Origin of the sequence: Pseudomonas sp. MF6751, assembly GCF_016613265.1 — a bacterium.
Taxonomy (GTDB): domain Bacteria; phylum Pseudomonadota; class Gammaproteobacteria; order Pseudomonadales; family Pseudomonadaceae; genus Aquipseudomonas; species Aquipseudomonas fluorescens_BV.
In genome coordinates this window covers 1-25,572 of sequence record NZ_JAENSV010000061.1, presented here as the reverse complement: position 1 = coordinate 25,572, position 25,572 = coordinate 1, and the positions used below count along the sequence as shown (strand labels likewise).

The 25,572-nt window shown below is 58.0% G+C and carries 28 protein-coding genes and 1 pseudogene; 9 read left to right on the top strand and 20 right to left on the bottom strand.

What is annotated here, in order from left to right:
• A partial coding sequence (locus JJD66_RS26135) for a hypothetical protein (protein ID WP_234452341.1) occupies positions 1-323 on the top strand: 323 nt, incomplete at its 5' end.
• Between the two features lie 78 nt (positions 324-401).
• Positions 402-1,013, top strand: a complete 612-nt coding sequence (locus JJD66_RS26130) for a DapH/DapD/GlmU-related protein (RefSeq protein ID WP_105227425.1) — start codon at positions 402-404, stop codon at positions 1,011-1,013.
• 342 nt (positions 1,014-1,355) lie between these two features.
• Here the strand turns inward: JJD66_RS26130 and JJD66_RS26125 are convergent, their stop codons facing one another.
• Positions 1,356-1,814 carry a MerR family transcriptional regulator gene (locus JJD66_RS26125; protein ID WP_200649370.1) on the bottom strand — a complete coding sequence of 153 codons (459 nt, stop codon included), beginning with the start codon at positions 1,812-1,814 and terminating at the stop codon, positions 1,356-1,358.
• Positions 1,815-1,952: 138 nt separating this feature from the next.
• Here JJD66_RS26125 and JJD66_RS26120 point away from each other — a divergent pair, with 138 nt between their 5' ends.
• Entirely contained in the window at positions 1,953-2,981 is a 1,029-nt protein-coding gene (locus JJD66_RS26120; RefSeq protein WP_200649369.1) for an alpha/beta hydrolase family protein, read from the top strand.
• A 197-nt stretch (positions 2,982-3,178) separates the two neighbouring features.
• Positions 3,179-3,349: a DUF2986 domain-containing protein gene (locus JJD66_RS26115; RefSeq protein ID WP_105227431.1), complete on the top strand. Its 171-nt coding sequence runs from the start codon at positions 3,179-3,181 to the stop codon at positions 3,347-3,349.
• Here the strand turns inward: JJD66_RS26115 and JJD66_RS26110 are convergent.
• The 5 genes from JJD66_RS26110 to JJD66_RS26090 all read right to left on the bottom strand — a co-directional run bounded on the left by JJD66_RS26110 (position 3,321) and on the right by JJD66_RS26090 (position 7,833).
• Positions 3,321-4,316, bottom strand: coding sequence for a GlxA family transcriptional regulator (locus JJD66_RS26110; protein ID WP_200649368.1), 996 nt, complete (start codon positions 4,314-4,316; stop codon positions 3,321-3,323). The genes JJD66_RS26115 and JJD66_RS26110 overlap by 29 nt on opposite strands.
• 4 nt (positions 4,317-4,320) lie before the next feature.
• Entirely contained in the window at positions 4,321-4,863 is a 543-nt protein-coding gene (locus tag JJD66_RS26105; protein WP_200649367.1) for a cysteine hydrolase family protein, read from the bottom strand.
• A 91-nt stretch (positions 4,864-4,954) separates the two neighbouring features.
• The gene (locus tag JJD66_RS26100; protein ID WP_200649366.1) at positions 4,955-5,488 is read right to left on the bottom strand and encodes a GNAT family N-acetyltransferase; all 534 of its coding nucleotides are present in this window, start codon (positions 5,486-5,488) and stop codon (positions 4,955-4,957) included.
• Entirely contained in the window at positions 5,478-6,689 is a 1,212-nt protein-coding gene (locus JJD66_RS26095) for a YeeE/YedE family protein (protein WP_105227439.1), read from the bottom strand. The genes JJD66_RS26100 and JJD66_RS26095 overlap by 11 nt, the downstream gene beginning before the upstream one ends.
• Positions 6,690-7,215: 526 nt before the next feature.
• A complete protein-coding gene (locus JJD66_RS26090) occupies positions 7,216-7,833 on the bottom strand; it encodes a TetR/AcrR family transcriptional regulator (protein WP_054921569.1) in 618 nt (205 codons plus the stop codon).
• A 134-nt stretch (positions 7,834-7,967) separates the two neighbouring features.
• Between JJD66_RS26090 and JJD66_RS26085 the strand changes: the two genes are divergently transcribed.
• Entirely contained in the window at positions 7,968-8,408 is a 441-nt protein-coding gene (locus JJD66_RS26085; RefSeq protein ID WP_105227441.1) for a hotdog fold domain-containing protein, read from the top strand.
• 10 nt (positions 8,409-8,418) lie between these two features.
• Here JJD66_RS26085 and JJD66_RS26080 read toward each other — a convergent pair whose 3' ends face one another.
• Positions 8,419-9,747 carry a sensor histidine kinase gene (locus JJD66_RS26080; protein WP_105227443.1) on the bottom strand — a complete coding sequence of 443 codons (1,329 nt, stop codon included), beginning with the start codon at positions 9,745-9,747 and terminating at the stop codon, positions 8,419-8,421.
• The gene (locus JJD66_RS26075; RefSeq protein ID WP_105227445.1) at positions 9,740-10,414 is read right to left on the bottom strand and encodes a response regulator transcription factor; all 675 of its coding nucleotides are present in this window, start codon (positions 10,412-10,414) and stop codon (positions 9,740-9,742) included. The genes JJD66_RS26080 and JJD66_RS26075 overlap by 8 nt, the downstream gene beginning before the upstream one ends.
• 135 nt (positions 10,415-10,549) lie before the next feature.
• On the opposite strand from JJD66_RS26075, the gene JJD66_RS26070 reads away from it, so the two are divergent.
• Both JJD66_RS26070 and JJD66_RS26065 read left to right on the top strand, forming a co-directional pair.
• Positions 10,550-10,723 (top strand): hypothetical protein, encoded by a 174-nt coding sequence (locus tag JJD66_RS26070; RefSeq protein ID WP_167514240.1) that lies wholly within the window; start codon positions 10,550-10,552, stop codon positions 10,721-10,723.
• Positions 10,704-11,051: a hypothetical protein gene (locus JJD66_RS26065; RefSeq protein WP_198715700.1), complete on the top strand. Its 348-nt coding sequence runs from the start codon at positions 10,704-10,706 to the stop codon at positions 11,049-11,051. Before JJD66_RS26070 ends, JJD66_RS26065 begins: the two co-directional genes overlap by 20 nt.
• Positions 11,052-11,211: 160 nt before the next feature.
• Here the strand turns inward: JJD66_RS26065 and JJD66_RS26060 are convergent, their stop codons facing one another.
• Positions 11,212-12,699 carry a SulP family inorganic anion transporter gene (locus tag JJD66_RS26060; protein WP_198715701.1) on the bottom strand — a complete coding sequence of 496 codons (1,488 nt, stop codon included), beginning with the start codon at positions 12,697-12,699 and terminating at the stop codon, positions 11,212-11,214.
• Positions 12,700-13,179: 480 nt separating this feature from the next.
• Here JJD66_RS26060 and JJD66_RS26055 point away from each other — a divergent pair, with 480 nt between their 5' ends.
• Positions 13,180-13,731, top strand: coding sequence for an arsinothricin resistance N-acetyltransferase ArsN1 family B (locus JJD66_RS26055; RefSeq protein ID WP_200649365.1), 552 nt, complete (start codon positions 13,180-13,182; stop codon positions 13,729-13,731).
• Between the two features lie 26 nt (positions 13,732-13,757).
• Here JJD66_RS26055 and JJD66_RS26050 read toward each other — a convergent pair whose 3' ends face one another.
• From JJD66_RS26050 to JJD66_RS26000, 11 genes and pseudogenes are all read right to left on the bottom strand, one after another.
• A complete protein-coding gene (locus JJD66_RS26050; RefSeq protein WP_200649364.1) occupies positions 13,758-14,831 on the bottom strand; it encodes an ArsO family NAD(P)H-dependent flavin-containing monooxygenase in 1,074 nt (357 codons plus the stop codon).
• 37 nt (positions 14,832-14,868) lie between these two features.
• On the bottom strand, positions 14,869-15,291 hold the full coding sequence (gene arsC, locus JJD66_RS26045) for an arsenate reductase (glutaredoxin) (RefSeq protein ID WP_200649363.1): 423 nt from the start codon (positions 15,289-15,291) through the stop codon (positions 14,869-14,871).
• A gap of 20 nt (positions 15,292-15,311) precedes the next feature.
• On the bottom strand, positions 15,312-16,025 hold the full coding sequence (gene arsH, locus JJD66_RS26040) for an arsenical resistance protein ArsH (protein WP_105227451.1): 714 nt from the start codon (positions 16,023-16,025) through the stop codon (positions 15,312-15,314).
• Between the two features lie 46 nt (positions 16,026-16,071).
• Positions 16,072-16,542, bottom strand: a complete 471-nt coding sequence (locus JJD66_RS26035) for an arsenate reductase ArsC (RefSeq protein ID WP_200649362.1) — start codon at positions 16,540-16,542, stop codon at positions 16,072-16,074.
• Between the two features lie 16 nt (positions 16,543-16,558).
• Entirely contained in the window at positions 16,559-17,842 is a 1,284-nt protein-coding gene (locus JJD66_RS26030) for an arsenic transporter (protein WP_096143207.1), read from the bottom strand.
• Positions 17,843-17,866: 24 nt separating this feature from the next.
• Positions 17,867-18,211 (bottom strand): metalloregulator ArsR/SmtB family transcription factor, encoded by a 345-nt coding sequence (locus tag JJD66_RS26025; protein WP_168220182.1) that lies wholly within the window; start codon positions 18,209-18,211, stop codon positions 17,867-17,869.
• 8 nt (positions 18,212-18,219) lie between these two features.
• Entirely contained in the window at positions 18,220-18,642 is a 423-nt protein-coding gene (locus tag JJD66_RS26020) for an arsenate reductase ArsC (protein WP_105227457.1), read from the bottom strand.
• Positions 18,643-18,795: 153 nt separating this feature from the next.
• Positions 18,796-19,044 (bottom strand): annotated as a pseudogene (locus tag JJD66_RS26015) (ParA family protein); the annotation flags it as partial.
• A gap of 242 nt (positions 19,045-19,286) precedes the next feature.
• Complete coding sequence (locus tag JJD66_RS26010; RefSeq protein ID WP_200649361.1) at positions 19,287-20,381, bottom strand: HlyD family secretion protein; 1,095 nt, start codon at positions 20,379-20,381, stop codon at positions 19,287-19,289.
• Complete coding sequence (locus JJD66_RS26005) at positions 20,374-22,011, bottom strand: MFS transporter (protein WP_198715708.1); 1,638 nt, start codon at positions 22,009-22,011, stop codon at positions 20,374-20,376. Before JJD66_RS26005 ends, JJD66_RS26010 begins: the two co-directional genes overlap by 8 nt.
• A gap of 39 nt (positions 22,012-22,050) precedes the next feature.
• Positions 22,051-24,387 carry a membrane-bound PQQ-dependent dehydrogenase, glucose/quinate/shikimate family gene (locus JJD66_RS26000; RefSeq protein WP_198715709.1) on the bottom strand — a complete coding sequence of 779 codons (2,337 nt, stop codon included), beginning with the start codon at positions 24,385-24,387 and terminating at the stop codon, positions 22,051-22,053.
• Positions 24,388-24,479: 92 nt separating this feature from the next.
• On the opposite strand from JJD66_RS26000, the gene JJD66_RS25995 reads away from it, so the two are divergent.
• Positions 24,480-25,385, top strand: a complete 906-nt coding sequence (locus JJD66_RS25995) for a LysR family transcriptional regulator (protein ID WP_198715710.1) — start codon at positions 24,480-24,482, stop codon at positions 25,383-25,385.
• Positions 25,386-25,572 lie beyond the last annotated feature (187 nt).

Sequence of the window (25,572 nt, the reverse complement as noted above, 5' to 3'; positions counted from 1 at the left end):
AGGCTGAAGCCTTGAGCTTGACTGAGTTGAATGATGGCGCGCTCTTCGACGCTGAGTTCGGAATAGGACATAGGGGCAGCACCGTACCGGAAAGGTCAGGTGTTGCACTCAGTTTTCGCGGCCGCCGGGATAAATATTTGGCACGAGGTCCTATTGACGAAGGCTTCATCCCCTATCGATTTCCGATTTCAAACATTCGAACTGACGCATCGGTGATGACGGGACATGACGATATCTGGAATGACACGATGTCGAATTTCATTTATCAGTTAATGCTAGTGATCGTTGAACGCCCAATGGCAATGCCGGTGCCGATAGAGTAATTTCACCTTATCTGAACCTCTTGGAGTTCCAGATGAGCGAACGATTCTATCCGCCACACCCACTTCGAAGGACTTCCTATGAAGCCCCCTGAGATCAGCACATTCATTCCCCAATGGCCCTCGCTCGGCATCGGCACTCGCGCCGCCTGGTTGATAGCCCAGGACTGCGAAAACCAAGTTCTGGGATTGCTTTCACGCCTCGGCGCAGGCTACCGCCGCCACGGAAACTGCGCCATCCACGAAACGGCCACTGTCGAAGAAGGCGCTGTGCTGAAGGGGCCGATCATCATCGGTGAAGGCTCATTCGTAGCCGCAGGCGCCTACCTGCGTGGCGGCGTTTATCTGGGCAAAAATTGCATCGTGGGCCCAAGCTGCGAGTTGAAAAGCAGCTTCATGCTTGCCGCGAGCAAGCTGGCGCACTTCAATTTTGTCGGCGACTCGTTGATAGGCGAAGGCGTAAATATTGAAGCCGGGGCGATCATTGCCAATTACCGTAACGAACTGGATGGGGCGGCTATCAAGATCCGCTACGCAGACGATGTGATCGAGACAGGGGTGAACAAATTTGGTGCCTTGGTAGGCGACGGCTGCAAAATCGGCGCGAATGCCGTCATTGCTCCAGGCGCAATATTAGAGCCAAACAGTCGTGTTCCGCGTTTGGGGTTGATTGACCAGTTCGCCTACGAGTAGCGATAGCCTGTAGACATGTCCTACAGCGCGCTGCACCACCTTGCTCCGTTGCCTACAGTTGCGTCAGAATCCGCCGGTTTGTGCGCTTGGATGGGCGTCTCTAAGGTGGCTCGGTCGCTGACAATTCAGTGATCGGGTTTAGTAGCCCGAGTGACAACATAAAGTGCATGAGCCTCATCGATCAGATGTTCTTGTCTGTGCTTGATGGTGGCTGTGCGCAGGGCGCCCTCGGGCGCGCCGGCTTTGTGTGTTTCCCCGGTCTACTAACCTGCGTACAGCTGCCACCCTTTCGTTTAGTAGCGAAGATCGACTTCACGACGACTCGACAGCGCCTTGCGCCGGTCAGGCCCTCGGAGCCTGGCGGGCGCTCTTTCTCTTGGTAGACGCTGGAGCCGCCCCATCCTCGCGCAGACGATCAATCAGCATCTGCGCATTCTCGGCACATGCCATGCCCTCGGGCCTACCTTCGATGCCCTTGATGACGTTCAACAACTGAGCCTTGTTGTGAGCCAGCCGTTGTTGCAGGACCTCGATTTCCTCGACCTTGTGCTTGAGCCCGATAAGCAGCTCGTCATGCTGCCAACCACCGGCACTTCTGGGCATTAACTGCCGGATTTCCTCCAGAGAAAAACCGGCTGCCTGGGCGCCCTTGATGATCTCCAACACGGCCTCGGTGCCGGGCGCATAGTCTCGATAGCCGTTGGATTTACGCGCAACCGATTGGATCAGGCCGCTCGCCTCGTAAAAGCGGATGCGTGAGGCCGCCAACCCGCTGATTTTTGCCAGCTCGCCTATTCTCATGTCCCATCCATAAAAACCATTGACCTTGAAGTTGACTTTAAACCTAAAGTCATTGGACGGCCAAGGCGACCGTTGCCCTCTACCTGAACCGACCGATTCAGGTCATGCTGCGCCCTCTCTTTCAAGGACGAAAAAAGCATGAAAGCCCCCCTCGCCGCTCTGCTGCTGATGTGCCTGAACGCTCCCGCATTCGCCGCCGACAACCCCGTCGGCTTCCAAACCACCACCTTGCCGGACACCCACAACGACCGCCCATTGGAAATGGCCGTGTGGTACCCCGCCACTACCACCGCGCAACCCAAGCTGATCGCCGACAACCTGGTGTTCATTGGTGTGCTTGCGGTACCTGATGCAGCACCGACGCCCGGCAAGCATCCTTTAGTGGTGCTCTCCCACGGCTACGGTGGTAACTGGGGCAAGCAGGCGTGGCTGGCCAGTGCACTGGCCCGGCAGGGTTATATCGTGGCGGCGGTGAACCACCCGGGCACTACCAGCCAGGATCGCAGCGCCGAGGCCGCTGCGCAGTTGTGGCAACGGCCCAGGGATTTGAGCCGGGCCATCGATGCGCTGTTGGCGCAGCCCGAGCCATTCGGTGCGGTGGATAACGGCCGGATCGCGGTGGTGGGTCATTCCCTCGGGGGTTGGACGGTCATGGAGACGGCCGGTGCACGTTTCGACCCGGCGCTGTTTGCCCGGGACTGCAGCGCCCATCCGACGCTGGTCGCGTGTACCGCCTACCGTGAGATGAACCCTGAGGGCACTCCGAACGGGAAGGCGCAATTGGCCGCGGACTTGAGCGACAAGCGCGTCAGCGCCGTGGTGTCTTTGGACCTGGGCCTGTCGCGCGGGTTTACCGATGCAAGCCTGGCGGCGCTGCCGGTGCGGGCGTTGGTGATAGCGGCGGGTGTACCGTCAGCGGATTTGCCGGCGCAGATGGAATCGGCCGACATGGCCAAGCGGCTGCCAAAAACGTCGACACAGTACGTGGAGATCCAGGACGCCAACCACTTCAGTTTTATGTCCCAGTGCAAACCGGAGGCGGCAGCGGTGCTTGACGCTGATGTGCCCGGCGACAGCATCATTTGCCAGGACGGCGAAGGCGCGCGGCCACGGCCCGTGATCCAGCAGCAGATAACCACGCTGATCACCCAGTTCCTGGCGCGCTGAGCCCGTGGCGAGGGAGCTTGCTCCCGCTGGAATGCGCAGCGCTCCCAGCTTTTTTGGGGCCGCTACGCAGCCCAGCGGGAGCAAGCTCCCTCGCCACAGTTACCGGCTCTGCCTTAACTGACTGGTATTAACCCAGCGCCCGGTCACATTTGTTGAAACTGGTATCATCCGCACCTTTCCCCTTCAGGCAACGAAACATGAACCGCCAGAAAAAACTCCAGCAGCTCTTCAAGGCCAAAGCCAAAAAGGCCAGTGCCAAGCTGGCGCCAAAAAGCAAAGACAGATACATCAGCAAGGCCGACCGTTTGAAGCTGGAAACCGAAGTTGGCCAGGACCCGGTTACTTCCCCCGAGACGCCTGCTGAGTAAGGCGCATGGCTGAAGGGGTTGCCGCTTCATATTTACCCCAGATCCGCCGCAGATGACGCGCCGAACCAAAGCCTGCGCGTTCGGCGACGGTTTCAATGTCCAGGGCCGACTCGGCCAGCAGTTCACGGGCTACGGCCAGGCGCAGGCGATGCAGGTAATCCAAGGGGCTGATCTGTACGTGCTCCTGGAACAGGCGCGCCAGGTGCCGGCTGCTGGTGCAGGCCAGGCTTGCCATGCGGGTGAGTGTCCAGGCTTCGCAGGGGGCGGCGGTAATGGCGTCTTGCACACGATGCACCGCCGGGTGCAGGTGATTACGCCCGGTTATCCAGGGCGACAACTGCGGGTCGCTGCCGCTGCGGCGCAGGTACACCACCATGTCTCGCGCCACCGCGCACGCCAGCCGTGGCCCGGCCAGTTCGGCAACCAGGTGCAACATCAGGTCGATACCCGCTGTGACACCGGCGCTGCAACTGACCGCGCCATCGGTGACGTACAGGCGGTTTTCCAGAACCCGGGCCTTGGGGGCGAGGGCCTGCAGGGTGGCGCACAGCGAATGGTGCGTGGTGCATTGGCGCCCATCGAGCAGCCCGGCCCTGGCGGCACTCAACGCGCCAGCGCACACGCACACCAGACGCTCGGCCGAGGGCGCGAAGACGTTTTGCAACCACTGGGTGAGCTGATGGCTGGCTGATTCGAAGGCCTTTTGGTGGGTTTTCGACACGTTCATCGTGGAGCCCACCAACACCACCAGCGTACCGGGGGCCAGGGCCGACGGCAGGGGTGCCAGCCCGGTCAGTGGCAAGCCGATGGAGGTGTGCAGCGTTGCCACCGGGCTGACGTATTGCAAGTCGAAATCCACCGCCGCCGGGTCATCGACCTGCGCGGCCAGGCGCAGCACTTCCGCAGGCCCGGCCAGGTCGAGCATCAGCACGTTTGGTAACAGCACGAACAGCACCGGCACGCTCACCGCTTCACTCCGCGAGGGCCTGGGCGACCGTCACGATGTGGGCGAAGCGGTCATCGAGGACCAACTCCGTGCGTTCGCGAATCTCGGCCGGCGTATAGACCCGGCCGCTACGCGCATGGGTCATCGGGAAGGTCAACGTCGCCTCGCTGACAAAATCCACCTTGAAGCCGCTGTCCGCAGCCTGCCGCGTGGTGGTCTCGCAGCATTGCTCGGTGCGGATGCCGCTGATGATCAGCGTGGTGACGCCCATTTCCACCAACCGAGCGGCCAGTGGCGTACCGGCAAAGGCACTGTGGTAGCGCTTATGGATCACCAGTTGCGGATTGATCGACAGCTCGCTCAATGCCCTGACGTTGCCCGACTGCATGGAGAAATGCCCCTGGTCTTCAACATGGAAGACTTGTATCACCGGGATGCCCCGCTGAATACAGCCGTCGATGAGCGCCTGCTGTTTTTCCAGGTAGTCGGGCAGGTCATTTTCGGACCAGTAGGTTGAATGGCGGAAGGAATGTTGCGCGTCGATCACGATCAGGGCTTTATGGGTCATGGACAGTCCTTGTGGCTTGCATCAGCGGGTAAGCGATGCAAGACATGGTAAGGACAACCCACAGCGCACGACAGACGCAAGGCAGACTACTTTAGGACGGATTCGGACATGTCACCGGGCACGCCATGGCACAACGGCTGCCGAGTTCGAAGCCATGGGCGTACTCATCCGCCAGGATCGTTTCCAGACGCGAATCAACGTGAGGTGCAAAGCCCAGACGCCGGTAGAACGGAGCATTCCAGGGTACATGCACGAAGGTGGTCAGCGTCACCGCACGCAGGTGTTGGGCGCGGGCATGCTCTATCGCCGTTTCCACCAATCTGCGCCCCCAGCCCTGGCCTTGGAGCGGCTGAGCCACCGACACTTCATGGATATGCAGGTCGTCGCCAAAGCGTTCTGCGCTGAGGAAGCCTTGAGGGCGATCGTGGTCATCAACCACCACCCAACAGGTCGATAACGCGATCCACTGCCGATGGCACTCGACGCCGATCGGCGCGGCATCCGCCAGCCAAGCCAGCCCTTCGATTGCTCGAAACACCTGGGCCGCGCACTGCTCGATGGCGGGCAAAAAACCGGCATCTTGCATGCGCCCCAGGCGAATGTGGGTGGACTGCTCAGCAGCCACTCAAGGCCACCTGGGGCCGTTCGCCCGCAAAGAAGAAGGGCCGCAGGCGCACGCCCACGCCGTTGCCGATAAAGGCCGCCACCAGCCACACCCAACCATGCAGGCTGCCCGAGGCGATGCCACTGAAGTACGCGCCGATGTTGCAGCCATAGGCCAGGCGCGAACCATAGCCAAGCATCAGGCCGCCGATCACAGCCGCGATCAACGAGCGCGCTGGAATATTCAGGCTGGGCGCGAAACGCCCGGCCAGGCCAGCGGCCAGCAGCGCGCCGAGGACAATGCCGATGTCCATGACGCTGGTGATGTCTTCCCACACCGGTGCAGCCAGGGCCTTGGCATTGCCCGGCATCTGCCAGAATGCCCAGCTGGCAACGTCCACGCCCAGCCCGCTCGCCACCTTGGCGCCCCACAGCGCGAACGCCGAGGTAATGCCCCACGGCCGCCCAGCCAAGGCCAGGGTGGCGTAGTTGAGCAGCGCCAGGCCAATCGCGCCCCAGACTAACGGCCATGGCCCACGCAGAAAGCGGCGTAGCCCTTGGTGCTCGCTTTGCACGCCTGGTTCAAGCTGGCCGTGACGGCGCTTTTCCAGGCGCACCGTGACTACCGCAATCAACGCAAACAGCGCCAGGCTCAGGACCAGCGCCGGCAGCACACCGAAACTTTTGACAATGGAAACCGCCGGGAACGATGGCAGTGCAAACCACCAGTCGACGTGATGGGTGGCGATCAACGAGCCACAGATAAAGAACAGCAGCGTCACCAACATCCGCGCATTACCGCCGCCGACGGTGAACAAGGTGCCCGACGCACAGCCGCCGCCCAGTTGCATGCCGATCCCGAAGATAAACGCCCCGAACACCACCGACACACCCGCCGGCGCCACCAGCCCCACGACCGGCTGGCCGAACAAAGTGCCCGCGCCCAGCGCCGGGAAAAACAGCAGCACCGCCACCGCCAGCATCACCATCTGCGCACGCAGGCCAGCGCCACGCCGATCATTGATAAACACGCGCCAGGCCGAGGTGAAACCGAAGGCTGCGTGATAGAGCGTCAGGCCCAGCGCGGCGCCGACCACCAGCAGCAACACCTGGCGTGCGCCAACCATGTTCTGCAGGAACAGCGCGCCCGCCACCAGGATGATAAAGGCAATCAGTGGCGCGACGGGCTTGCGCACGGGCGTCAGGGAAAGAGACGTGCTCATGGGGTTCTCGATTGGTTGGAAGGAGGCAAGTATAGCCTCAGAAGGAATTTGACCAGGTGGGGCATTACCGAAAGGATCATCGTTTGAACCACCGCTTTCGCAGCCTCGCTCAAGCTCGACAGCTCCCACAGGGGATCGGCTGTGTATGTGGAATCACGCTTTGCAGGGCCATCGCGCCAAACACAACTCTCGACCATAACACCGTCCAAATGTGGGAGCTGTCGAGCCCCAGCGAGGCTGCGATGGCGGCGGCACAGACAACCTTTTCATCGCCTGAACTACCGCTTTCGCAGCCTCGCTGAAGCTCGACAGCTCCCACAGGGGATCGGCTGTGTATGTGGAATTACGCTTTGCAGGGCCATCGCGCCAAACACGATTCTCGACAATAACACCGCCCAAATGTGGGAGCTGTCGAGCCCCAGCGAGGCTGCGAAGGCGGCGGCACAGGCAACCTTTTCATCGCCTGAACTACCGCTTTCGCAGCCTCGCTGAAGCTCGACAGCTCCCACAGGGGATGGAGGACTGACTAACCCAGGCTGATCGACTTCCACGCTGCTTCAGCCAGCAGTTCGCGGTATTCAAATGGGCTCTTTTTGACCTTCGCCGACAACCACGCACGCGAGTAACTTTCCGCCGCGCCAATGATCAGCGAAGGGATCAGCTCGGCAGGCAAGTGACTGAAATGCTCCTTGCGCCCTTCCCCGCTCATCCACTCCTTCAATTGCTGGTTGCGCTGTTTGTTGCGTGCAAGCAGCTCGTCCTTGAACGGGCCGCTGGAGACGGCAAAACGGCTTTGGAACACGAACCGCGCCCAGTCCGGCTGTGCGGTCACCCATTCAACGTAGCTGTACACCAGCCCGACGACACCTGCGTGGGCGGTGTCCGCTGCTTGCAAATAGTGGTCACGCAGGCTGGCCTGGTCCTCCAGCGCCGCAAAGAACAGCGCAGCGACCAACCCTTCTTTATTGCCGAAGTGGTGATAGATAGCGCCCACGCTGGTGTCGCAGCGCGCGCGAATGGTTTCGATAGAGGTCGCCTCGATGCCCACCTCGTTAAAACACGCCAGTGCTTCGCGCAGGATGATGCGCTTGAGGTCGCTGCGCCTGCCGGGGAAGGTGCGCTCGATGAGATCGATGGAGTGCATGGAGGAACGCCAAATCAAAACAGTTTATAGGCTGAACGACCGGCAGAGAAAGCTCAGGTTGACAGTCGTGGAATCAACAGAATATTGTTCCGTTACAGAATATTATTCTGCAAATGACCCTTGAGGATATTCCGATGAGCCAAGCCCTGAGCATGTTCAATAGCGTAGGCCCCGCCGCATTCAGCAACCTGGCGTGCCAAATGGCACCCTACTTCAGCACCATCACTCCCGAGATCGCGGAGCTCAAACCCAACCATGCGGTGGTCACCGTGCCGTTTCGCAAGGAAATCACCAATCACCTGGCCTCGGTGCATGCCATCGCACTGTGCAACGCCGCCGAACTGGCCGGCGGCATGATGACCGACGCGTCGATCCCCGCAGGCGCACGCTGGATTCCCAAAGGCATGACTGTGGAATATCTGGCCAAGGCGAAAACCGATATCCGCGCTGTTGCCGATGGCAGCGCTATCGATTGGCAAACCACCGGAGACAAGATCGTGCCGGTGGAGATCTTCGATGCGGGCGGCGTCAAGGTCTTCACCGCCCACATCACCATGAATGTGAAGCTCGCTTAGGCACAATCGTTCAACAGACTCCAGGTGCGCCGTCTGCCGGCGGCGTGTCCCGCCCGCTCGTAAAATCAAGAATGACCGTAAACCGCTGCTGCTCACGGATCACCTCAATCTGCCAGCCCAGCTTTGCGCACAACTGCCGCATCAACTGCAACCCAAGCCCATACCCAAAATCATCGGACTCCTGCCGCGGCTTGACCTCACTGATGTAATTGGCAATCACCAGCCGGGGGTATTTGAAACTGATATCCACCGTGCCCTCTTCCGCGTATTGCAGCGCATTGCGCAGGAAGTTGCCGATCACGATACGACACGCCGTAGGGGGCAGCCGGCAAGGTTCGTTGTGGATGTCGATGCTTAGCTCAATATCCCGGTGACCGATCAGGTAGCGGTGCCTTTCAATCAGTTCGCCAACTACTTCGCTCAGATTAACGTCTTCCTCGGGCAACGACTCTGGACGTTCGCGGCTCATCCACAGCAATGTCTCGGCGATGAGCTGCATATTGAGCACGGAGCGTTCTACGCGCTGCAACGAGGGTGGTAGCACACCACCCGATTGCAGGGCCAACAATTCGATATTGGCCTTGAGCACCGCCAGCGGCGTGCGCAGTTCATGGCTGGTGTAGCGCAACAAGCGGCCTTCACGCTGGCTGGCGGCCTGCACTTGCACAACACTTTTGGCCAGGGCATCGGCCAACATATTGAACTCCTTGAAGTTGAAACCCGGCCGCTCGCTGGCCAGGGCGTCAGGATTGTTCAGGGTGCTGGACCATTGGATCAGACGTCCCAGCGGACGCACCAACCACCACACCAACAGCGCGATGATAATCAGCGCCGGCACGAATACGGCCAGGCTGATGAGCTGGACGCTTTCCAGTACCTGGTCAAAGTAGGCGTCGGACAATGGCGTCTCGACCTCACCCCCTACCTCCTTATCGTGGTCGATGTCATACATGTAGAGGGTTTTGCCGTCGCCCAGAGGTTGTTCGAGAACGATATGGAACGGCGCCTCGTCGTCATCGGAATAGAGATCGCCGAAGATATTCACCGCACCAAAGGACAGGCTCGGCGGTGCATTCAGCAACTCGCGCACGTCCTGCGGCAACGCCTCCTTGCCGATGACGCTGGTGTAGTAGTAATTGTGCGGCGTCGGCGTGGTCGGGTCCTGTTTGTAGTGCCGGAGAAAATACAGGGCTTCCTCCTCCATCATCGCGCTGGCGGTGTAGAACAGGCCGCGCACGGTGAATTCAGGCAGCAGCCTGCTATAGATCACCAGCACCACCGCAATCAGACACAGGAAACTGCCGCTGATTACCCACTTCAGGCTCAGGCCGCTACGCATGGGCCTTTACCTGGATGCCGACACCCGCCAGGGTGTGGATCAATGGCCGGCCAAAAGGTTTGTCTACCGTCTTGCGCAGCCGATGCATATGCACTTTGAGCGTATTACTGTCGGGCGGCTCATCGCCCCAGATTTTGCTTTCCAACCGCTCCCTGGGAACAGGCTCGGGACTGGCCCGCATCAAGTGCTCCAGCAAGGCCCAGCAGATGGGTGACAGATGCAGCTCCTGCCCTGCCCGGCTGACTGTGCGGGTGGTCAGCTCCATGACCAGGTCGTCCACTTGCAGGCGGCTGGTCTGGCCGCTGCGCCGCAGGCTCAAGGCGCGAATCCGCGCCACCAGCTCGGCAAGCTCGAACGGCTTGACCAGATAGTCGTCGGCTCCCGCAGCAAAACTGGCGAGCTTGTCGGGCAACGCATCCAGCGAGGTCAGCATCAGAATGGGGGTCTGGATGCCTTGCTGGCGTAACCCTGCGCACAACTGCTGGCCGTTCAGTCGCGGCAGCATGATGTCCAGCAGAATGACGTCGTAATGCTGGTTGAGCGCCAGGTTGAGCCCGGCCTGGCCATTGCTGGCGTGATCGCAGACGATACCGCTGATCTCCAGGTACTCGATGACAGTGGTGGCCAGGTCCAGGTTGTCCTCGACCAGCAGCAGATGAATATGCACGGAAAAACCCTCGGGCAGATGGTGCTCAGCGGTGTGAAGGATAGCGGAAGTCAGGCTGTTTCCTGCGATGTTTACCTGGTGTTAACCCCGCGCTGCTTAGGCTAAGGCTCTTCTTATCCAGAGCTCGTCACCGTCATGAACCTGTATTCGATGATCAAAGGGGTGCTGTTAGCCGTGATTTTCCTCGCGCTGATGGTGGGCATCCTTCCACAGCAAACTCAGTTGGTACGCATGGGAGGCAGTGGCTGGTTTCTGATTGGCCAGAATGTTGAGCAGACAGGGTCGTGTCATGTCACCCGTGCGTCGTGATGAGCTGGGCGCCAGCTATGCCAGCCAGTTGGTCGCCTGCGTGGTGCTGGTTATTGGTGTGGCGGTTTCGATGGGTGTCTATATCGCGCGCTTGAATGCGCACCTCGATGAGCAACGCAACCTGACCTCGGTGTATCTGCCCGACTGCCCTGACGGCCGGGGTGGTTTTATGGTCTATCCCGATGACAGGCGCAGTGGTGACGAGTGCTACACCGCGCATGAAGATGAGTCGATCGATGTCGATGAGCTGCAACGGCTATCAGCCTGGAACCTTGCGCAACGGTTCGACTACCTCCTGCCTGCAGTTCAATCACCGCGCACGTTTTAGATGCACGGCCTTTATGCTTACCCAGTGCAGGCGCTGGGCCGCGCTGTAGGCAGACTTGCTGCCAGGCCAGGTCGCCAACGGCGAGCTGCGCAGCGCACCAGAACACCCTCTCAACGTTTCACGCCTGAACATGCCGCCGCGTTGATCACTGTCATTCTCCTTAGTGGCTCATGAGCTTGTCGATGGCACCGGGTTTGTCATGCACACCGAAGCGGTCAACGATTGTTGCGCTGGCTTCATTGAGACCGAGCACTTCAACCTCAGCGCCTTCACGGCGGAACTTGATCACGACTTTATCCAGCGCTGCGACGGCGGTAATATCCCAGAAATGCGCCTGCGTGAGATCAATGGTGACCTTGTTGAGCGCTTCCTTGAAGTCAAAAACCTCAGTGAACTTGTCCGCAGAGCTAAAGAACACCTGGCCCACGACGTGGTAAGTCCGATGCGATTTCGTCTCTTCCAGACTGCTCTTGATATCCAGGTAGTGCCCAACCTTATTGGCAAAGAACAGCGAAGCCAGCAGCACACCTACCAGTACGCCGTAAGCCAGATTGTGAGTGGCCACGACGACCACGACGGTCGCTACCATGACCAGGTTGGTCGACAGCGGATGCTCTTTCAGATTACGCAAAGAATCCCAGCTAAAGGTGCCGATGGACACCATGATCATCACAGCCACGAGTGCCGCCATAGGGATTTTGGAGAGCCATTCGCCAAGAAATACCACCATCAGCAGCAGGAAAACGCCGGCACACAATGTCGAGAGACGGGTGCGGCCACCAGACTTCACGTTGATGATCGACTGGCCGATCATGGCGCAACCTGCCATGCCGCCAAGCATGCCGGCAGCGATGTTGGCCACACCCTGGCCTTTGCACTCGCGGTTTTTGTTGCTGGTGGTACCGGTCAGATCGTCGACGATGGTCGCGGTCATCATTGACTCGAGTAGACCCACTACGGCCAAGGCAGCCGAGTACGGGAAAATGATGCGCAGGGTTTCAAAGTTCAGAGGCACTTCGGGCCAAAGAAAAATCGGCAACGTATCCGGCAGTTGGCCCATGTCACCGACGGTGCGGATATCCAAACCGAGGTAAATGGCGACGGCAGTCAGCGTCAGGATGCACACCAACGGTGACGGAATCAGCTTGCCGATCTTCGGTACGTATGGGAACAGGTAGATGATCCCGAGGCCCGCTGCCGTCATGGCGTAGACGCGCCAGGTGACATTCGTAAGTTCCGGCAACTGCGCCATGAAAATCAGGATCGCCAATGCGTTTACGAAACCGGTGACTACCGACCGTGAAACGAACCGCATCAACGAGCCAAGCTTCAGGTAGCCGGCAAGGATTTGAAGTACGCCACATAGAAGGGTCGCGGCCAGCAGATACTGAAGTCCGTGCTCTTTAACCAACGTAACCATGAGCAGTGCCATGGCGCCGGTGGCCGCCGAGATCATCCCGGGGCGCCCTCCGACAAAGGCGATGACAGCACAGATACAGAAGGAGGCGTAGAGACCGACTTTGGGGTCTACACCGGCGATGATGGAAAAGGCGATGGCTTCCGGGATAAGCGCGAGTGCGACCACTACCCCCGCGAGCACGTCGCCACGGACGTTGGAAAACCACGTTTGTCTAAGTTTTTGCAGCATAGAAAATATCCAAGGCAAAGCATCGCGCACACCAAGGGAACGGCGAGCTAATCGATACAAATTCAAATTTTGAGGATTTTTTGCTGTGTGCTTAAGGTGAAAAACCAGGCGTACAGCAGTGCGCGCCCGCGAGCGAAGCTAGCGGAAGCAAGGTGTTGCGAGGGGGCGTAGCGCTAAGGCGGCGTAGGCTGCCAGTAGATCGTTTGGAGTACAGTCATGCTGATGTTCCTGTAGCTCAAAGGGATGCAGAGCTGGCACTGTACCTCAAATCCCTTTTAAATTGCGACCGGGTGTCAAGCTCTAAGTGGATTTCATAGCGTATAGGATGCTGACGGTTTACTGCAGGCAGTAGACTCCTACCAGCCCACTCTTGATCAACATCTGTGGCGCTAAACATGCTTTCGGTAGCACCGCCAGATCGCCATATTCAATATGGTGTTCGGAAAAGTAGTGTCTACGTTTTGAATTAAGGCGACTTCAATGGTTTCGAAGATTCGTACGGCGGCGGTAGCAGATGCTGAAGCCATCCAGCGCATTTACGCCCCCATCGTTTCAACAACGGCGATCTCGTTTGAAGAGATTCCGCCAAGCGTTGAGGAAATAGCTCGGCGGATAACCACGACACTTCAGACATATCCCTACCTTGTGGCCGAAGAAGATGGGGAGATCAAGGGCTATGCCTATGCAAGCCAGCACCGCGCACGCCCGGCCTACCGATGGGCAGTTGACGTGACGGTGTACATAGCAGAGTCAGCTCGCCGTCAGGGTGTTGGCCGTGAACTCTATGAGACCTTGCTTCCGATTCTTGATAAACAGAGATTTCGCGCAGCGTACGCCGGAATTGCGCAGCCCAATGAAGGAAGTGTGGGACTGCACGAGTCGCTGGGATTCGTGCACATCGGCACATATCCAGAGGTAGGCTTCAAGCTTGGAAAATGGCACGACGTTGGCTACTGGCGGCTCAGCCTGTGCCAGGCGACTCCGCCACTGGAGCCAATTATTTTTCCTGAGCTTGAAGCCGTATCACAGTAGCCCGCTCGAACTCTCGGCGTGAACTATCAGGCTGTATCTGTGAGATAGCTTTGCACTTGCTTGACTACATCCCGAGCGGTACGGGTTACTCCGATCAATGTCGCAGACGCGAGCCCCGTCCAATCGCCGTAACCCACCAGCCACAAATTGGGTGAAGCGACACTCCGGTTTCCGTCCACAGCCGCTTTGCCATCCTGGCCTACAATGCCTAGGCTCTTTAGGTGGTCGAGCGCTGGAAAAAACCCGGTGCACCAGATGACGACATCCACCTTCGTCTCGTTTCCTGATGACCACACGACACCCGTTGAGGTGAAGTGCGTGAATGGCCGCACCGCGTTCAGCACGCCTCGCTCGCGAGCGTCCTTTACGGGCGGCACCATCACAATGTCTCCCAGCCCTCCAACGGGTTGCTGAGGCTCCACACCAACCTGTTGCGCCTTCAATCGAGCAGTAGCTCGTTCGAACAGGACACGCCCATCAACCTCATCAGGTAGAAACTTTGGAGCCTCTTGAGTCACCCAGGTTGCCTGAGCCACTTTAGATACCTCGGCGTAAATCTGGGCTCCCGAGTTGCCACCACCCACGACAAGGACGGTTTTCCCCTCAAACTCATCCGGCCCAACGTAATGAGCGGAATGAAGCTGCTGCCCTACGAACAACTCCTGTCCGGGATAGCTTGGGGTAAATGGGCGGCTCCAGGTGCCTGTTGCACTGATAACCGCTTTGGCATCCCAGTTTCTATCCCCGGAGACAACCCGTAATCCTTCTTCGATTTTTTCGACACGGGTCACCCTGGCGGATCGGATGATGGGGAAGTCATATCGACGCTCGTACAGAGTCAGATAGTCGATAACATCATCACGGTGAGGCGTTTCTTCTGATACGGCAGGCATCGGCCAGCCCGCAATCGAGCTCCATGCCGATGGAGAGAAGAGTCGCAGCGAGCCCCAGCCATGCCGCCAGGCTCCTCCTGGTGCCGACTCCGCATCGAGCAGCACGTAAGACAAGCCTGACCGCTTCAAATAATAGGCGACTGTCAGCGCGGATTGACCACCGCCAATGACCACAACATCAAGTTTCGAATTCTGACTCACCAGCATCCTCCAGGCTCAATCGCGGCACCTCACCGTCGTCGTATCAGACTCTGCGACCGTGCTCATCAATGACTATTTGGCCGTCCTCTTTGGCGAAACTCCCTCGCTGCTCTTGCGGTAACAAATCGAGCACAGCTTCTGACGGACGACACAAACGCGTCCCCAAAGGCGTCACGACGATGGGGCGATTGATCAGGATAGGGTGAGCCATCATGGCATCGATGAGCTGTTCGTCCGTCAGCGAAGCTTCACCCAATCCCAGCTCTTCGTACGGAGTGCCTTTAATACGCAAAAGAGCCCGCACCCCGATACCCATGTCCCCGATGAGCCTGGTAAGTGTGGCGCGATCAGGCGGGGTCTTCAGGTACTCGATAACCGTCGGTTCTTCCCCGCTGTTACGGATCAACTCCAAGGTATTGCGAGAAGTGCCGCATTCGGGGTTGTGGTAGATCGTGATCTGGCTCATATCGCTTCCTCGTGCTGACGTTAGATGGAGCGCTGGTTGACGCGCTTGGAAAGCTCTTGGGCGGACTCTTTACGCTCGGAGTACCGATCAACCAAATAATCCTGGCGATCCCGCAACAGCAGCGTGAACTTCATCAACTCCTCCATCACGTCCACCAGTCGGTCGTAGTACGAGGACGGTTTCATACGGCCTGCTTCATCGAACTCGGTGAACGCCTTGGCCACGGAAGACTGGTTAGGGATGGTAAACATCCGCATCCACCGTCCAAGTACCCGCAGTTGGTTAACCACGTTGAAGGATTGGGAGCCGCCACAGACCTGCATCACAGCTAGGGTTTTGCCCTGCGTAGGTCGTACAGCACCTATCGCCAGCGGAACCCAGTCAATTTGGGCTTTGAATACTGCGCTCATGGAGCCGTGACGCTCAGGGGAGCACCACACCTGTCCCTCAGACCATTGCATCAGCTCGCGCAGCTCAGAGACCTTTGGATGTGTATCGGGAGCGTCATCCGGAAGCGGTAGACCCGATGGGTCAAAGATCTTGGTTTCAGCGCCAAACTCATTCAGCAGGCGTGCCGCCTCTTGCGTGACTAATCGGCTGAAGGAGCGCTCTCGCGTTGATCCATACAGCAGAAGAATGCGAGGTTTATGGAGCGAAGGCGTGCGAGGCGACAGTTGCTCCAGCGACGGAATGTCGATCAAGTCAGCGTGTACGTTCGGCAATGTGTCTTGCATATAAACTCCTACGGCGGCGCCTGGTTGGGTGCCGCTCGGTTGATCTTTAAAGCGAACCGATGCGGTTCAGTTCAGCTTTCAACTGATCAGCGCTGATGGTCTTCAGTGGCAGCGCAAGAAATGCGCTCACGCGCTCGTGAATTTTGGCGAGTGTGGTTTCAAAAGCTGCGGTGATATCGGCCTCCGACCCGCTAGCGTCAGACGGGTCGGCCAGACCCCAATGCGCCTTCAAAGCTGGCCCAAAGAAGATTGGGCATGCCTCACCCGCTGCCCGGTCACAGACAGTGATCACGATGTCTGGAGGTGAGCCTTCAAAAGTATCCGAAGCCTTGCTGCTCAAGCCCGCCGTGGAGATACCCGCCGCCTCCAGCGTTTGCAATGCCCGTTGATTCACCCGGCCACTGGGAAAGCTTCCTGAGCTGACGGCTTCTACACCCTCGGGCGCCAAGTGGTTGAAAAGCGCCTCGGACAGAATGCTGCGGCAGCTGTTGTGTGTGCACATGAACAAGACTTTCATCAGACGATTCCTTGATTCAAAAACTGAGGCGCAGTGCCAGGGCGGACAATGTGGCGACGAGGATGGGCACGGTCAGCACGATCCCGGTCTTGAAGTAGTAACCCCAGCTGATCGTTATGTTTTTCCGGGCGAGCACGTGCAGCCACAACAGAGTTGCCAAGCTCCCAATTGGGGTGATCTTCGGGCCCAGGTCGCAGCCGATGATGTTGGCGTAAACCATCGCTTGCTGGACAACACCATCGACTTCGGCGGCATGAATGGATAAGGCGCCTACCAGAACGGTGGGCATGTTGTTCATGATCGAAGACAGCAACGCTGTTAGCAGCCCTGTACCAAGGGACGCGCCCCAAACGCCATAACCGGCGAACACGTTCAGGATCTGCGCGATGTGGTCGGTCAGGCCGGCGTTCTTCAGGCCATAAACAACCAGGTACATACCCAAAGAAAAAATCACCACCTGCCATGGCGCCTCTTTTAGCACCTTGCTTGTGTTGATGGCGTGACCACGAGCCGCGATGACATAGAGAATGAATGCACAGACCGCTGCAATGGCGCTGATTGGCACTCCCAATGGCTCAATGACAAAGAAGCCGATCAGCAGTAATGCCAGCACCCACCAACCGGCTACAAAAGTGGCCCGGTCGTGGATCGCCTCGTCCGGATTGTCCAGTTGGTTGAGGTCATAGGTCTTTGGTAGATCTTTGCGGAAAAACCACAGCAGCATGGCTAATGTCGCTGCCACGCTGACGATGTTTACCGGCACCATGATCGAAGCATATTCGTTGAAGCCGATATCGAAGTAGTCGGCAGAGACAATGTTGACCAGGTTGGAAACCACCAGCGGTAAGCTCGCCGTATCGGCGATAAAACCGGCTGCCATGACGAATGCCAACGTAGCAGCAGGAGAAAAACGCAGCGCCAGCAACATCGCGATCACAATGGGTGTGAGGATCAATGCTGCTCCGTCATTGGCGAACAGGGCCGACACCGCTGCGCCCAGCAGGACGATAAATGCGAACAGCTTACGGGTGCTCCCGCCTCCCCATCGGGCCACATGCAGCGCAGCCCATTTGAAAAAGCCTGCCTCATCAAGCAACAGACTAATAATAATGACCGCGATGAACGTTCCGGTAGCGTTCCAGACTATGTGCCAAACCTCTGGTATGTCGGCAAGGGTAACGACACCTGCCAGCAATGCCACGATGGCACCGAACATCGCACTCCAGCCCACCCCAAGCCCCTTGGGCTGCCAGATAACAAGGACGATGGTGGCGATAAAGATCAATACGGCAATCAGCATTTCATTAATCCGGTTGGGCGTGAATCAGCTACACACGGCTTGGTTGATCGGACGGTCGCTCATGCAGCAGAGGCGCTTAGCCTCGGTTTCCAGCCATTGCTGATTGGCGTCTACTACTTCCTTCAAAACTGCAGTCACCCACGTGGGCAAATCAGGATTCAGCCGGTAGTACACCCATTGGCCTTGGCGACGATCCAACAGCAAACCGGCAGAGCGCAGCAGCGCCAAATGACGAGAAATCTTCGGCTGACTCAGGTCCAGTGCTGCCGTTAGCTCGCAAACACACAGCTCACCTTCACTCACGACAAGCAGCGAAATTTTTGCTCGGGTGTCATCCGCCAGGCACTTGAATAAGGTGGTGGGGTTCATGGGTTCTGTCACAGATCCTCCAGGTGTTTGGTCTTGACCAAAACGAAGAGCTTGATGCGCTCGTGGATGTCGTGGAGCGTGTGGCGAAATGCGCCAGGATCATCGCTGGTTACTGGGTCAGGAAAATCCCAGGCAATGACTTCACCTGCGCTGGGCATTGGTAGGCACTCGCTTGCGGATTTATCACAAAGAGTGATTACGTAATCGAATCGATCAGCTTGAAACTCGTTGATGGACTTGCTGCGCAGACCCGTTGCATCGACTCCAACCGCCTCCAATGCTTGAGTCGTGCGCGGATCAACCTCAGATGGTTCAGACCCTGCGCTGAAGGCCTCGAAGCGCGGGTCGGTGTGCCGCAGCAAAGCCTCTGCAAGCAGGGAGCGGGCTGAGTTGGCAACGCACACGAAAAGCACTTTGATAGCAGGGCTCATGGTTGAACTCTATGCATATGGAGAAACGAATATACGGATATTCGAATATCCAGTAAACCATATGTGTTCGCTATCGCCGCTTTTCTTCCTGTTCGTTGGAGAGCGGCGGTGAGTCGCAAGCCCGATACTCCAGACGATGTGCGGGAACTCCTTCAGTCGAAGATTAGGGATGCGGGTCTTGGAAATGACCTGATCGGCACGCGTCTCGTTATTGGCGATCAGTGGGTAGGTCCCGCCCGGCGCCTCATGCGTTAGCGTATAGAACGAGGACAGTGACGGCTGGGTATCGAGATCGATGAGTAAGGTACGAAGACCCGCGTCGGCGCAGAACGCGCCTGGATTGGCGCCAACCGTAGTTTTCCCCGGTCCGCCTTTGGTTGAAACGACTGCAGCGACTTTCATTGGCCTTACCTCTGAATCGAAGGATTAGAGATGGCGTCATGCTAAGCGCGCTAAGCGTTTGGATTGCTGGGTCAAATCCCAAGCAAAAAAAAGCCTGTATCTCTACAGGCTTTTCTCTATCTGGCTCCACGACCTGGACTCGAACCAGGTACCCAATGATTAACAGTCATTTGCTACCTGTCCATACGCTCCAGGGGGGCTCTCAACGGCAACTGAATGCTGATGGCCCACTACCCGCCTCCTCACCGATGACGCGTATCGACATCGACCTCAACCGACATGCCCGGGCGCAGCGAGGACTCGAAAGGCTGGTCCGGATCAACAGATATGCGCACCCCGATACGCTGCGGTACCTTGACGAAATTGCCCGTTGCATTGTCCGGCTTGAGCACCGCGAATTCCGAGCCCGTCGCTGGTGAGAGCCGCTCGACATGCCCCTTTAGCGTCGCACCTCCTAACGCATCAATCCTGAGCGTCGCGGTCTGCCCGGGCGCAATAGCCTTAGTTTGCGCCTCCTTGTAGTTCGCGACTATCCAGTGATCAGCGGGCACTACCGACATCAATTGTGTACCGTGGGTCACGAATTGGCCCAACCGCACGCCCACTTCTCCGAGCACGCCATCCTCCGGCGCCTGGATGACCGTGTGATTAAGATCAATCTGAGCCGCACGCAGTTTTGCCTGTGCCACCCGCACCTGGGCTTCCAGACCTTCACGGCCGACATCCACGGTACGCAACTCCTCCCGAGCAATCGACTCTTGCGCACCCGCCTGCTGTACCTCGGCCTGGGCTTGACTGAAATCGGCTCGTGCCTGGTCGCGCTCGCGTGTAGAAATGGCGCCATCCATGACCAACGCGTTTGCGCGCTGCATGTCAGCGCGGGCACGCAATAAGCGCGCCTGCGCACCGGCCGTAGCTGCAACTTGACTCTCGATGCCCGCCATGCGAGCAGCGTGCGCCTGCTGGTTGTTGGAGAGGTCGGCCTTGGCGACGGCAAGATTAGCCGTCGCCTCATCCACCTGCGCCTTGTAGACCTCATCGTCAATACGCACAAGGACCTCGCCTCGCTTGACCTGCGCGAAATCCTGCCCGGCCACCTGGACGATATAGCCGCTGACCTGAGGGGCAATCACCGTGGTTCGCCCCCTCACATAGGCGTTATCTGTCTGTTGCAAACCTGCGTCAAAAGGCGGCAATTTCCAGATGTACAGGACGATCGTAATAACGCCAATCGCAGCCAGCACCATGATGATGCCTTGCAAACGGCCCCGGGGCGGGGGCGACCAATGAGAAGCAGTGTGTTCAATATCCGATGGAACAGTCTTGGAATCAGTCATTTACGGTCTCAGGCTCGCGACGAATGCGCGAGAGGAAAAAAGCCGACATCTGCAGATAAAACACATACAGCGCGGTGCCAAAAGCCAGCACTGACACGATGCGAAAGACGTCATTGAATGCCAGTACGCTAGCCTCCTGCTGCAACGCTTGTCCAAGCAGCTTGCTGCCCTGCTGCCGGAGCTGTTCCGGGTCGGTTATATGACTCGACAGTGACGACTCGCCAATCCCGAGGCGCGTTACGACAAGAGGATTGGTGAGCAGCGTACTGTCCGCCAGACTAGCGGTATGGGACTGGGTTCTGATGAACTCGTAGCTGCCCATTACAGCCGACCCCGCCAGGCCGCCGATACTCTGGCTCGCCCCGTACAAGACCACGAGCGTGACCATGTAGTGCGGCCCCTTCGCGAACAGTTTGAGGAAGCCAAAGATCAAGGCAGGCCCGATAAACAGCGTCGCACCGAACCCAATCAAACACTGGCTCAGGTACAGTTGCGGCGCACGCGTGAGGCTGGTGGATTGCGAGTCCAGATACGCTCCCGTTGCGATAAACAACGCCGCGACCATGACCTGCCAGGGGATACGTTTGGGCGACAACGTCAGGCAAGCGACGACGATCCCCGCCAGCATCGACACCAGTACGCACGCAAACAGGACACGCAACTGATCGTTATTGAGCCCGCCCATTGATAGCAAACCTACCGAGCCGAAAGTCTGCTCGGCCAGCGATAGCCGAACCAGCAGCGCAATCGCAACAAAACGCATCAAGTCGAAACTGCCCAGCCATTCCAATTGCAACAGCGGCTGACGCCGACGTCTTTCAATGAACACCGCCGTCACCAGCAGAGAGATAGCCGCCACCAACATCCAGCCGAGAAAGGGCGCATCGGTCCACCAATAGCTCCGGCCGAGGCCAAGCACACCGGCAAACAGCAGGAAGGACGAAACCAGCAATACAATCACCACGCCGTCCGAGGCAGAAAACACGCTGACCCTATCACTGCGTGGCAAAGGCACCGCCAACGTCACACCCAACACCGCCATACCGATGCCCAGATTCAACAAGTGCAGCCCTAACCAATGTTCTGAGGCGAGAAATTCCACGGGAATCATGCGCGCCACCGGCGATCCTATCTGGGTAAGCCCTACGCTGATAATCAGGGCCATCGGCTGGGCCGATGGGGCTAGGGCCTGCATCAGATAATAGGTACTCAAGGCGATCAACGTCGCGCACATCAAGCCGTTGATCGCCGTGGCAATGACCGCAGTTGTCAGAGTGGGCCACAGTAACTGCAGCACACAGGCAGCGATGTAGGTACCAACAATGCTTGCCGTAACCAAAGGGATTCCGAACTGCATCCGGGCCTTGACCAAGGTCAGGTTGGCGCTGGCATTGATCGCCAAAAAAACTGCCACCAACCATGAGACCTGAGCCGTGTACTCACCAATAGAGCCAGAGATTACGCCTAGATTGCTCGCCACCAGGCCGTTGCACAGCGTCGTGCAGGTTCCGAGGAATAAGCCTACGACAAAATATATGCCACGCTTGGCCGGCGACAGCCTGGGCATATACGGACTGCCCGCCATCGCCGGTTTCTCGTCAGCTTTGAACACGTATTCAGCGCTGGCCATGTACAGGTAACGCCTTCTTTTGCCGTCGCTGCAGACGCTTCACGGTTGGGATGTCGGAAGGCTGAAGGCCATTACATAGTCACCGGTGTCGGGAGAATGCGCTGCCCCGCCTACGGAGATGACAACGTACTGTTTGCCCGTCGTCGGCGAGACGTAGGAGATCGGCGTGGCGCTGGCGCCGACCGGTAATTCATGCTCCCAGACGAGTTTGCCAGTTTGCCCGTCGTATGCCCGGATGTAGTAGTCCTGATAACCCGCAAAGAATACGAGGCCGCCTGCCGTGGTCATCGTTCCTGCATAAGTTGGCATGCCCATGGGCATGGGCAGGTGTGATGCGATACCCAGTGGCCCCAATTGCTCTGTGGTGCCAGCCGGCACTTGCCAGGCCACCTTGTGCGTATTCAGATCGACCGCCGTGACGGTCCCATAGGGTGGCTGGTTGCACGGAACCCCGAGGGATGACATCCAGATATAGATGGCTTGACCGTAAGGTGTTTTCAACTGCGGTGACGGCCCATGTCCGCTCACCTCGATCTGGTGGGTTTTTGTCCAAGTATTGAATTCATCACGAGGTATCAACCAAAAGACGTTCGGCACCCGAATATCGTTCATGTAAGCCAGATGGTTAACGGGGTCGTAGGAGACGCTGCCCCAGTTGAATCCTCCGATATTGCCCGGCTGATCCAGCGCCTTGGTCAGACCGATCGGCGTAAAGTCACCCTCGTAGCGCAGTTGCTTGAACATGATGCGGCACATGAGTTGGTCGAACATGGTTGCCCCCCACATCTTCTTCTCGGTGAGGTGTTCGGCACCGATAGTCGGCATCCCTACCGAATAAGGCTGTGTAGGCGAAAGCTTTTCTTCAGGTACCGCACCGGCCGTAGGCACGGGCTTTTCGACGACGTCCGCAATCGGCTCCCCGGTGGCGCGATTTAGCAGGAAAAGCTGGCCACGCTTGGTGGTTTGCAATACCCCGGGGATGGTTCCGCCTTGGCCGTCAGGCAAATCGACCAGCGCGGGTTGAGAAGGCAAGTCGTAGTCCCAGATGTCGTGATGGACGGTCTGGAATTTCCATTTCGGGCGGCCCGTCATGATATCGAGGGCGACAAGGGAAGAGTTGTATTCATCCGAGTGCGGTGGTCGCTCCATGCCGAAAAAGTCCGGCGTGGCATTTCCCAGCGGCGCATAGATAAGACCCAACTGGTCGTCATAGGCAGCGGCGGTCCACATGTTGGGCGTGCCGGGCGTGTAGGTTTGCCCCGCCGGTGGCAAGCCGGTTATGTCCGGGTTGCCCAGGTCCCACGCCCATGCCAGTGCGCCGGTGCGGGCATCAAAGGCGCGGATCACACCTGACGGCTCACCGCGACTTTGGTTATCAACTACCCAGCCACTGATAATAATGTAGTCGCGCGCCACCAGCGGCGCGGAAGTCTGAAAGTAGAACCCAGGCTTAACGTCGCCCATGCCCTGCTTCAGGTCGACGACGCCGTCGCTGCCAAAACCTGGGCATTGCTTGCCGGTCTTGGCATCTAGTTCGATCAGGCGCGCATCGATGGTGGAGTTGACGATTCGTTCCGCACAGACGCCATCAGCCGGCGCCTCCTTGAGCTTGTAGTAGCCCAGGCCGCGGCAACGGTTCCACATAGGAGATGTACTATGGGTATCGAATTTCCAGCGTTCTACCCCCGTATCTGCATCGATGGCAGCAATGCGATCATCGGGTGTGCAAGTGAACAACGTATCTTCAATTTGCAATGGGGTGTTCGAATCCACGGCCCCCTTGTCCAACTCGATCTTCGCGCCGGTACGATAGGTCCAGGCCACTTTCAGGTCCTGAACGTTGTCACGGTTGATCTGCGTAAAGGGCGCGTAGCGCGTACCCGCCGTGGTTCGGCCATATGCGGACCAATTTGAAGGCGTGGTGTTTGTGGCTGCTGCAGTAAAAGGTGTGCCCGGAACAGGCGAGACGACACCATGCGGAGTAAAGGCAAACCCGAAGAACACAACCGTCCCTAATAGCGCTAGTACACCCAGGCCGCGTATCCGACGCCGGGAGTCCGCAGGCAACCAAGTGGATAGCAGAAGCAAGCCGATGCTCGCCAACGCTGCCGGTACGAGCAGGCGTGGAAACAGCGCCCAATAGAACGTGCCTGACTCCCAGAGCGCCCATGGAACACTTAGCACGGCAACCGCTACCAGCAACCATACTCCATAAATTTGTCGACGCCAGAGCATGACGCCAGCGCTCAGATAGGCCCATCCGGCCAGGACGTAATAAAACGATCCGCCAAGGGTTAAGAGGTAAGCCCCACCTAACAATAGCCCCAGCCCCATCAAGGCGACCAGGCTGGCAAAAATACGATTTATCGAGGTCACAGTTGAACTCCTATACGCTAAATGGCTCTCAGACCCAGTCATGATAGTGTTAGCCTATTAGTTTTAGCCATGTCATATGGAGCAACTATATATTGCATAAAAGCAACGCCATGTGGAGCGAATACCACACCTTCCTCGTTGCCGCGGAAACATTGAACTTCAGCCGTGCGGCTGAACGGCTTGGGCAGAACACTTCAAGCATCAGTCGCGCCGTGACCCGGCTGGAGGAGCACCTGGGTCTGCGCTTGTTCAATCGAATGCCCTCTATGCGATTGACGGACCCGGGCGAGCGGCTCTATAGCGAAATCGCGCCCTTGTTCGAAGGCCTTCAGGAGGTTGAAAGCGCGATCAAGTCGGATGATGGAAAAATTAAAGGGCGTATCCGAGTCGTCGGATCGCCCGAGGTTGTGTACTGGATTATCAACCCGGTTATTGCTCGAATGTTGGAAGAAAAGCACGACATTCATTTTGAAGTGGAGGCCAGCACACGCGTGCCAAACCCCCTTGAAGAGCCAGTGGATGTCTACTTCAGTCATCGCCGCGCCGAAGTGATTAACAAGTCGCTGGTTGCTCGCCCAATCTGTTCAGTGCCACAAGGGTTATTCGCTTCTCCCCTGTTACTGGCCGTCAGGAACCCTCCACGGGTACCGGACGATCTCTTGCAATGGCCCTGTCTTGGGCGTCAGGGAGAACCCGAGTGGGAGCTGATCGACCCCCAAGGACATAAACACCTGACGCCGGTGCAACCCATCCTGCTTGCCACACCGAACGATGCGCGCATGGACCTTACTCTGCGCGGACTTGGCATCGCGCAGTTCAATTTGCCCAGCGCCGATGAGGCCGTAGAGAGCGGCAAACTGGTACGTATTTTACCTGGCTATACCCTCCAGAACATGTCGCTGTATGCTTTTCTACTGTCACGACGCTTGATTCCGCAGGCGGTGCAGATCTTTCTGCGCTATACCACGGAAGAGGCAAAAAAATACTTTCCCGATTGAGTCCTGACTTGATATCGGATCGTTAGGGCACATGACGTAAGGCCTTAATAATCTTATAGCCTGGCGGCCGCGAAAACTGAGTGCAACACCTGACCTTTCCGGTACGGTGCTGCCCCTATGTCCTATTCCGAACTCAGCGTCGAAGAGCGCGCCATCATTCAACTCAGTCAAGCTCAAGGCTTCAGCC